Source organism: Streptomyces sp. NPDC058086, from assembly GCF_042885015.1.
In the GTDB taxonomy this organism is placed as follows: domain Bacteria; phylum Actinomycetota; class Actinomycetes; order Streptomycetales; family Streptomycetaceae; genus Streptomyces.
Map to the genome: position 1 here is coordinate 1 of NZ_JBHVST010000229.1, position 5,127 is coordinate 5,127.

The 5,127-nt window shown below is 67.4% G+C and carries 8 protein-coding genes; 5 read left to right on the forward strand and 3 right to left on the reverse strand.

Annotated features, from left to right (window positions below):
* Positions 1–143: 143 nt before the first annotated feature.
* Positions 144–725, reverse strand: coding sequence for a TIGR03086 family metal-binding protein (locus ACFVWD_RS57220; protein WP_389607024.1), 582 nt, complete (start codon positions 723–725; stop codon positions 144–146).
* A gap of 85 nt (positions 726–810) precedes the next feature.
* On the opposite strand from ACFVWD_RS57220, the gene ACFVWD_RS57225 reads away from it, so the two are divergent.
* Entirely contained in the window at positions 811–1,422 is a 612-nt protein-coding gene (locus ACFVWD_RS57225) for a TetR/AcrR family transcriptional regulator (RefSeq protein ID WP_351710245.1), read from the forward strand.
* A 176-nt stretch (positions 1,423–1,598) separates the two neighbouring features.
* On the opposite strand, the gene ACFVWD_RS57230 is transcribed toward ACFVWD_RS57225, so the two are convergent.
* Positions 1,599–2,321 (reverse strand): IS6 family transposase, encoded by a 723-nt coding sequence (locus tag ACFVWD_RS57230; protein ID WP_389607031.1) that lies wholly within the window; start codon positions 2,319–2,321, stop codon positions 1,599–1,601.
* Positions 2,322–2,584: 263 nt separating this feature from the next.
* On the opposite strand from ACFVWD_RS57230, the gene ACFVWD_RS57235 reads away from it, so the two are divergent.
* Positions 2,585–2,788 (forward strand): cold-shock protein, encoded by a 204-nt coding sequence (locus ACFVWD_RS57235; RefSeq protein WP_097282876.1) that lies wholly within the window; start codon positions 2,585–2,587, stop codon positions 2,786–2,788.
* 229 nt (positions 2,789–3,017) lie between these two features.
* Positions 3,018–3,539 carry a hypothetical protein gene (locus ACFVWD_RS57240; RefSeq protein ID WP_389607026.1) on the forward strand — a complete coding sequence of 174 codons (522 nt, stop codon included), beginning with the start codon at positions 3,018–3,020 and terminating at the stop codon, positions 3,537–3,539.
* A gap of 144 nt (positions 3,540–3,683) precedes the next feature.
* On the opposite strand, the gene ACFVWD_RS57245 is transcribed toward ACFVWD_RS57240, so the two are convergent.
* Positions 3,684–4,166 (reverse strand): DUF6328 family protein, encoded by a 483-nt coding sequence (locus ACFVWD_RS57245; RefSeq protein ID WP_389607027.1) that lies wholly within the window; start codon positions 4,164–4,166, stop codon positions 3,684–3,686.
* 373 nt (positions 4,167–4,539) lie between these two features.
* Between ACFVWD_RS57245 and ACFVWD_RS57250 the strand changes: the two genes are divergently transcribed.
* Positions 4,540–4,911: a DUF4236 domain-containing protein gene (locus tag ACFVWD_RS57250; protein WP_389607029.1), complete on the forward strand. Its 372-nt coding sequence runs from the start codon at positions 4,540–4,542 to the stop codon at positions 4,909–4,911.
* Positions 4,908–5,036 carry a hypothetical protein gene (locus ACFVWD_RS57255; protein ID WP_389607030.1) on the forward strand — a complete coding sequence of 43 codons (129 nt, stop codon included), beginning with the start codon at positions 4,908–4,910 and terminating at the stop codon, positions 5,034–5,036. Before ACFVWD_RS57250 ends, ACFVWD_RS57255 begins: the two co-directional genes overlap by 4 nt.
* Positions 5,037–5,127: the final 91 nt, after the last annotated feature.

Here is a 5,127-nt window from a genome sequence, read left to right on the forward strand (position 1 = left end):
GGCCCCGCGGCCCGCCCCCCCCCCCCCCCCCCGGCGGGTCCGCGGGGCGCGATCGAGCGGCCCGGCCCCCCGGGGGGGGGGGGGCGCCCTGCCCCCCCCCCCCCCGCCGGTCCGTCAAGCGAGGACGACGCCGCAGGCGCTCATCAGCGCAGCTGAACGGGGGGCGCCCAAGCGGGGTCGCGGCCGGTGAAAGCGACCAGCCGGTCCAGAGGCGGTGCGCTTGCGTCGATGGCGATTTCGGGGCCGAAGGGCATGCCGGGGCCACGGTATTCCGGCTGGATCACGCCTTCGAGCACGGTGAGGGCATGCTGGCAGGTTTGCGGGTCCGGGTTCCATTCCTGGCCGGTCGCGCGGGCCAGGTCCCAGCCGTGGCCGAGCGTTTCGATCAACAGCAGGTCGATGACTACGGAGCCCGGATAGGCGCCGCCCAGCAGCGGAACGTTCACGGTAGCTGTCGCGAGGCCGCCGGCCAGGGCCGATCGGATCGTGGTGGTGAGGTGCGCGATCACGGCACTCGGGTGGTCGGGGCCGGTGAACGCGGACGGGTCGGGCCGGTCGCTGCCGGACGGGTCAGTGAAGGCAGCGTCGAAGTAGGTGAGCCAGCCCAGCAGGTGGCGGCGCAACGTGCTCACGTCGAAGTCGTCGCACGGTGTGGGGAGCTTGTCCTGCTCAGGAGTGATGCCGGGGAACTGGTGAGCCAGGTCCTCGAGTACCGGAAAGATCATGGAACTACCTTCTCTGATAGGTGACTATATCGAGTATAGGCTACTGTCAACGATCAACGATCGGGCAGGGTCTACAGTCATAGGCGTGGTGACACAAGAGGCCGGACGGCGGGCCGAGTACGCAGCTGCAACCCGTCAAGCGATCCTGCTGGCAGCGCGGGCACTGTTCGTCGAACGGGGCTATTTCGACACCCGAGTGCAGGACATCGCCCGCGCAGCGCGGGTAGCAGCGCCCACCGTCTACGCGGCGGTCGGAGGCAAGAGCGGTGTGCTACGCACACTCATCGAGGACGGGGTGCGCGCCGCTGAGGCCGGCGGCATCTACGAGCGGATCGCTGCGCAAACCGACCCCGGCGCGCTGCTTCGCATGCTCGTGGACGGCACGCGAAGCGAGTTCGAGCTCTGGTCGCCGATCATGCGTCAGGCGATCGCCGCCGCACCCCAGGACGCCGGGATCCGGGAGACCGTCGGCGCGGCGCACGACAGCCTGCGCCGCGGATTGCGGGCCACTGCGGCCCGGCTCGCAGAACTCGGCGCACTGCGTGCCGAAGTCACCGTCGACGAGGCTGCGGATGTGCTCTGGTACTTCCTCGGCAACGCCTCCTACTTCACACTGACCGACGACTGCCACTGGCCGCTCGACCGCTCCGCCGACTGGCTGCACCGATCCCTGACCGCCGCGCTGCTCGGCACGTAAGGAAGTAGCCGGCCAGAACCGCACGCCGTAGTGGGCGCGGCGGCCGCGCGACGGGCAGCCGCCGAAAACGGCCGGCGCCTCGGCCGTAGACCTCCTTCGGGCGTTGACACGTTGTTGGGTGCGTGACTGTCTGAGGGTGCGTCGGGGCGTGGTGGGCCCGCGGTCCGGGCCTGTGTTCAGGCCGTGTTGGACTGACTGGCAGCGCCGGTGATCTGGTCCCGGATGGCGAGGCGGAGGGTCATTTCGGCTCGGTGTTGGGATGCGGTCATCAGGTGGCGGTGGGGTCGGAAGTGGGGTGAGATGCCGCTGAATGTGGACAGGAACCGCTGGGCCGCGCCGACGGTGCGGAAGCCCTTCATCGCGCGTTCGCGTTGCCTCGTCGGCTGGTGGGAATTCTCGGCCCGGTTGTTCAGTCCCTTGTGGGAGCGGTGTTCCACCGAGCGCATGACTTCGCGGTGGGCCGCGCCGTAGGAGCGGAGCTTGTCGGTGACGATCACCCTCGGCACCGACCGGGTCTTCTTCATCAGCCTGCGGAAGAAGCGTCGGGCGGCGGCCTTGTCCCGCCGGTTCTGGACGAGGATGTCGAGCACGTTGCCGTCCTGGTCGACGGCCCGCCACAGGTACTTCTGCACCCCGTTGACTTTGATGAATACCTCGTCCAGGTGCCACTTGTCGCCGGGCCGGGGCCGGCGGCGGCGCAGTCCGTTCGCGTAGGCCTGGCCGAACTTGGCGCACCAGCGGCGGATCGTTTCGTAGGAGACGATCACGCCGCGCTGGAGCATCAGCTCCTCGACCTCGCGGTAGGACAGAGGGAAGCGGAAGTACAGCCACACGCAGTGGGAGATCACCTCGACCGGGTACCGGTGACCCCTGTACGACGGCGGTACAGACGACACCAGCGATTCCCTCCCAGCATGATCAACACAAAGATCATCCCACCCGGTCAGCCAACGTGACAGTGCCCGATTCCGTGTTCCGGTGGTCTGAGTCTCACCGGCAGGTGTAGCGTCGTGATCAGCAGTCGTGGTTCCGAAGTCCCGTTCGCCCGTGATCGCATTCACGGGCGTTTTTGCTGTTCAACGCCTCTCCGGACCAGGGCGATCACCTCCGGATCCCGCACGGTGCGGGGCCCGATACGAGTCCCCTCGAAGGAGACAGGCACATGGCTACAGGCACTGTGAAGTGGTTCAACGCGGAAAAGGGCTTCGGCTTCATCGAGCAGGACGGCGGCGGCCCCGACGTCTTCGCCCACTACTCGAACATCGCCAGCTCCGGCTTCCGTGAGCTGCAGGAAGGCCAGAAGGTGAAGTTCGACATCACGCAGGGCCAGAAGGGCCCGCAGGCGGAGAACATCACCCCCGCGTAACGACGCACGAAGAAGACCCGGTCAATACATCCACCGGCCGGGTATGCGTCGGCCGACGCCCCGCCTCCAGACCTGTACGGTCCGGACGGCGGGGCGTCGTGCATTGTCGAGCCTGCGGTAGTCACCGAGGTGTCGAACCCGTCGTCACGTTCCGGCAACAACTACGCGCGCTCCGTGATCGGCTGCCACAGTGGCCGCACACGTTCACTGCACTGCCTTGGGGGACCTCGTGCGTCGCTTCATCCTGCCCATCGCCGCCATCCTGCTGACCGCCGCATGTACCAGCAGCAAGCCCGCGCCTCCCGTCGATGGGAACGTCCCGATCGGGAAGCCGGCTGCGGCCAAGATGGACGCCGCGGGCGTCTTTAAGGCGCTCGCCGGCGCAGTGCGCACAGCGAAGCTGACGTGGACGGCGACCGCGACGAACGACCCGAACCATCTGCTCGGGCGGCCGAATCAGTACACGTCGAAGGTCGCGTTCGCGGATTCGCAGATCCCGAAGAGCGACACCGAGCTCGGCGGCACCTCGATGTACAAGACGGGTGACGTCGAACTCGGCGGGAGCGTCGAGGTCTTCCCCGACCCGGCCGACGCCGCAGCGCGCGCCAAGTACGTCGAAGCGGTCACCAAGAGCGTGCAGGCGTTCGCCGAGTACGACTACAGCCACGGCAGCATCGTCCTGCGGCTGTCCCGCTTTCTGACCCCGGACCAGGCCGCCGTGTACAAGAAGGCTCTCGACAAGCTCAGCTGAGAGGACTGTGGGCGGGCCGGTTACGTTGGTGCTGTCCCGCCGTCAGGGTGCTCGGGACTTGCCGGGGCCTCCGATAGGCCCCGCACCGCCGTGACCGGGCCTTGACCTCAGCTACGCGAAGCCGAGACGACGCGGTCACGGGTGCTACATGCGCCGGGCTGCCCAGGGCAGCAGGAACCACAGGCCAGCGAAGATCGCTGTGGTCACAGCCGTGATGACGATGGCTTCCACACGGCCGAGAACGACGTCCATCAGCAGGAAGACGGCGCAGTTCAGCGACAGCATCAGCAGGACCAGGCCGATTTGCGCGAACCGGGCAGACATGGCAACGATGCGCGGCTTCAGGCCGCGATGGAAAAGGCCGCGGTGCAGGGCGACAGGGGTAGCGAGAACCGCAGCGGTGACAACGGTCAGCAGCAGCGTGACGACGTAGGTATCGCTCTGGAAAGCGTCGAGCTGCGGGAAGCGGCTGGTGAACGCCAGCCCCAGGAGGAAGGCAAAGAGGATCTGCACACCGGTCTGGACGACGCGCAGCTCTTGAAGGAGCTCGGCAAGGTTACGGTCGGCTCGCGTCTCCGGCGTTTCCTCACGATGCGCCCGCGGCTGCTGTCCTGGCTCATTCGACACGATCGTCACTGTCCTCTCGGCTTCAGGCGAATGCCACCAGCGGCGGGGCACGTGTCGCCCTGCGAATGACGACGAGCTGACCGACCGTGCGTCCGCCGACCCCAACCGTGCTCATATCGACGCGGTTGCCAGGGTCACGGCGACCCCCCCATAAACGACAGACGATCACCTGGGTTTGTGACGGACAGTCCGTCCTCCGCAAGCGACAGGGGTTCCGACGAGACGTCTGTGGGGGACAGCCTGTCCCTCTCGAGCGAGGGGTGTAACCGCATAGGGGATGCGGTGTCAGGGCCGCCAGAGATAGGCCCCAAGATGAGCTCTGCCCTGCTGATTGCGGGGCGGAGGGGCCGGGACAGTCCCGGTACCACAGTGTTTGAGGGGAAGCCCGTGGGGGTTCAGCTACCGCAAATTGTTCAAGGCAGGCCCGGTCCGCGTGACCGCTTCGAAGTCCGGCATCAGTTACAGCGCGGGCGTGAAGGGAGCACGCGTCACCAAACGGGCCGACGGTCGCGTCCAGACGACCCTTTCGGCCCTGGGCACAGGCATGCGCCACACCGCGTCGAACAGCCGCCCCAGCGCCCGCCAGGCGGCCAGCCTGCCGTCGTCCGGCAGGCACCCCCGAACGGCGGCCCGTACACCGTCCTCAGCGAGCACTACGCGTGGGCTGGTGAGCCCGCCAGATTCAAGGGCTTCGCGTTCCGCCGAGTCACGCTCTACCCGGACCGTGTGGAGATCAGACGCATGATCAGACGGATCGTCATACCTGCCCATGACATCGTCGAGGTGCGGGCCGGGAGACCGTCGTTGTTGACGCATGGCTACCTGTGGTTCGTCGGGCCGGGCGAGGAACGTGACTCCTCCCTCTCGTAAACGAGGGGGCTTCTCGCTATGCCGGGTTGGCGTCGCGATGGACCAGCCCGGCCCGTAGAACGTTTTGGGCGCCCACCGTGTCCGCGTGCGC

Excerpts from the sequence above, each read along its gene's own strand:
- ACFVWD_RS57220 (WP_389607024.1), bottom strand. The coding sequence starts at position 725 with ATGATCTTTCCGGTACTCGAGGACCTGGCTCACCAGTTCCCCGGCATC.
- ACFVWD_RS57255 (WP_389607030.1), top strand. The coding sequence starts at position 4,908 with ATGATCAGACGGATCGTCATACCTGCCCATGACATCGTCGAGGTGCGG.
- ACFVWD_RS57235 (WP_097282876.1), top strand. The coding sequence starts at position 2,585 with ATGGCTACAGGCACTGTGAAGTGGTTCAACGCGGAAAAGGGCTTCGGC.